The sequence below is a fragment of the Nocardioides sp. genome (assembly GCF_051876515.1).
In the GTDB taxonomy this organism is placed as follows: domain Bacteria; phylum Actinomycetota; class Actinomycetes; order Propionibacteriales; family Nocardioidaceae; genus Nocardioides.
This window is the reverse complement of sequence record NZ_JBJEHY010000102.1, coordinates 1-2393: the sequence shown is the minus strand read 5'-3', so window position 1 is coordinate 2393 and position 2393 is coordinate 1. Positions and strand designations below refer to the sequence as shown.

Genomic DNA, 2393 nt, shown 5'->3' with positions numbered 1-2393 from the left:
AGGTGACGCCGGCCAGCTTGCCGATGAACGATGTGGTCATCGTGCTTCTCCTCCCACTCGTGCTCCGACGACCGCGCGGTGGCCGGAGGTGTTGATGGAGCGCACCGTCAGGAGCCCTCCCTGGCTGGGCTTGGCGCGCTTCCCGATGCCGAGTCGCACGGGCCCGGGAGCCATGGCGGCGACAGCGGAGCCGAGGAGGTCGGGGGCGAAGTAGATCCGCTCCGACCCGTCGGCCTGTGCGTCGATGACCTCCGACCCGCCGGAGCCGTCGATGTCGGCGCCGAGCTCGATGGAGTCCGGCCCGATGACGAGGCCGATGGGCTCAGCGGGGCCGTTTCCACTGCGCGCCAAGAGGCCGGCGCGCTTGATCGAGGCAGCGAAGGTGTCGCGGTCGACCTCGACAGCGAACCGGTCCTCCTCGGGTGCGCGGTCGACGCGGCGCCACTTCGCGTACTCGCCGCTCAGGGTCCTGAGTACGACCACGCGCGTCCCGTCCGAGAGACTGACGCCAGATTCGGAGCGCCCGACGGCGACCTCTCCGGACATGCCCTTGACGGCCGCCACGAGTGCGGCGCTGGACACGGTGGCAGTGAAGGCCTCGCCGCCCCAGTCGAGCGCCCGGTGGATGGCCAGCGAGCTGGACAGGCCGACGATGTCGAGGGCGCCGTCGGCCTCCAGGCGAAGCCCTCGCAGGCCCTCGGCTGGGGCGGCATCGTCGACCGGCGCGGCGCAGGCAGCGACGGCGGCGCCGAGCGTGGTCGCGTTGATCGTGCCCACGGTGGGCGGGGTCGCGGGGAGCTTCGGGTACTCCTCGAGGTTGAGCAGCTGGGTGCGGTACTCCGAGCGGCCGGACTTCATGACCAGCCGCATGCCGTCGACCTGGAGGTCGACGTGGCTGCCGGGGAGTGCGGCGAACATCGTGCGCAGGAACGCACCCGACGCGAGGCACTCGCCCTCGCCGGAGACCTCGGCCTCCAGGTGCACCTCGTGCGAGATCTCGTAGCCGTAGGCACTGAGCGTGAGGGTGTCGCCCTCGGCGCGCAGCCGGATGCCCGACAGGACGGGGGTGGAGTGGAGGCGGGGGATCGCGAGGGAGACCCACGCGGCTGCCTCGGCCAGCGCCTTGCGGTCGGCGCGGACGGTGAGAGTGGACAAGGTTCCTCCTGAAACGGAAGCACCCCCAGCGGTTGCTGGGGGTGCGGCTGATGGGTGAGGGTCAGATGTCGACGTCGAGCAGGTCGAACATCGAGGGCATGGAGTGCTTCATCTCCTCGGCCTTGAGGTAGTTGACGCCGTCGGCGAAGTAGCCGGGGTTGAGCTCGTGCACGCGGCCCTCGCGGCCCAGGGCGAGCGCGCGGACCGCCACGGTGGCCAGCCCGCCGAACGGGTCGAACACGAGGTCGCCCGGGTTGCTGAACCGGTTGATGAGGCGGTCCACGATGTCGATCTGCAGCGGGCAGACGTGCATGGTCAGGTTCCGCTGCCGCTGCTGGCCATTGAGGGTCAGCATGCGGTTGACGTCGTGCCAGACGAACGGGTCGGCGGATCCCGGCGCGAGGCTCATGAACGTGGCCGGCAGGGCACCGCGGGCGTCGAGGTCCTCGCCGATGCGCACGTGGGTCTCGTAGTCGTAGACCTCCTGCAGGGTCTGCTCGGTGAACATCTGCGAGCGCTGCTCCACGGGCAGGGCGACGAGTTCTTCGGGCGTCAGCAGTCGGTCGCCGGAGGACCGCCAGAAGGCGTGCGCGTCGATCTGCCAGCGTGCCCGGGTGTACTCGGCCTTCGACTTCGTGACGGGCTCGTCGGCGTACCCGCGGGAGCGGTCGGTCTGCGGCTTGTGGAACAGCAGGATGTACTCGGGCGACCCGACGCCCATCTTGGTCGCGTCCTTGCACTGCTCGGACCACGAGAGCCGGTACGTCTGGTTGTTCTCGCGCACGACGTCGGTGACGACCGTGATCATGCCGAGGTAGTCGAAGCCGTGCTTGAGCGCGTGGAAGATCGCCTCGGCGTGGAACGGGCTCGAGGTCGGGATGCCGGCCCCGGTCACGTTGCCGAAGTTGATCCGGTCCTTCACGTGGCATGCGTAGATCCGGCCGGGCTTCAACACGCGCAGCAACTGGGGCGTGAGGAAGTCCATCTGCGCCCAGAAGTGCTCGTTGTCGTCGGTGTGGCCGAAGTCGTTGTACGACGGCGTGTACTCGTAGTGGTTGGCGAAGGGGATCGAGGTCACGATCAGGTCGACCTGGTCGTCGGCCATGCGGGCCGTCTCGTCCACCGTGTCGTTGTGGACCGAGGTCCAGCCCTCGCCGGTGACCTCGACCCGCTCGACGCCCATGGAGCGTTCGAGCGCAGCCACGATCCCGGCGGTGTCGAGCCCGTGTTCTCGGATG

Annotated in this window: 2 protein-coding genes; both read right to left on the bottom strand. The window is 69.3% G+C overall.

The window, feature by feature from the left end:
- Positions 1-36 precede the first annotated feature (36 nt).
- Positions 37-1155, bottom strand: a complete 1119-nt coding sequence (locus tag ACI379_RS07570) for a hypothetical protein (RefSeq protein WP_439791476.1) — start codon at positions 1153-1155, stop codon at positions 37-39.
- 61 nt (positions 1156-1216) lie between these two features.
- On the bottom strand, positions 1217-2393 hold a 1177-nt coding region (locus ACI379_RS07565), incomplete at its 5' end, for a DNA methyltransferase (RefSeq protein ID WP_439791475.1).